Origin of the sequence: Pyxidicoccus trucidator (genome assembly GCF_010894435.1) — a bacterium.
GTDB lineage: Bacteria > Myxococcota > Myxococcia > Myxococcales > Myxococcaceae > Myxococcus > Myxococcus trucidator.
The window spans coordinates 1-389 of record NZ_JAAIXZ010000118.1 but is presented as its reverse complement, the minus strand read 5'-3'; the positions used below and the strand labels follow the sequence as shown (position 1 = coordinate 389).

Here is a 389-nt window from a genome sequence, read left to right as displayed (position 1 = left end):
GCCTATGACCGCACCCGGGTGACGCCGGGCATCGCCCACCTGGGCGTGGGCCAGTTCCATCGCGCGCACCAGGCGCTCTACCTGGACCGCTGCCTCGCCCTCCCCGGGCAGGAGCGCTGGGGCATCGTCGGCATTGGCGTCCTGGATGGAGCCCGGGAGCGCCACAAGGCGGACGCGCTCCACGCGCAACAGGGCCTCTACAGCCTGACGGAGTTTCCCGCGCGGGGACGTCCCACGGTGCGAGTGGTGGGCTCGCTGGTGGGCTACCTCCATGCACCCGAGGACCCCGAGCGCGTGCTGGAGCTGCTGGCGGCTCCGGACCTTCGCCTCGTCACCCTCACGCTCACGGAAGGGGGCTACAACCTGGACGAGGCAGGGCAGTTCCTGCT

The 389-nt window shown here is 71.5% G+C and carries 1 protein-coding gene; it reads left to right on the top strand.

Features of this window, described 5'->3' with window-relative positions; genetic code table 11:
• Positions 1-389 (top strand): mannitol dehydrogenase family protein (locus G4D85_RS48680; protein ID WP_476705378.1); only part of this gene is annotated, 389 nt, incomplete at both ends.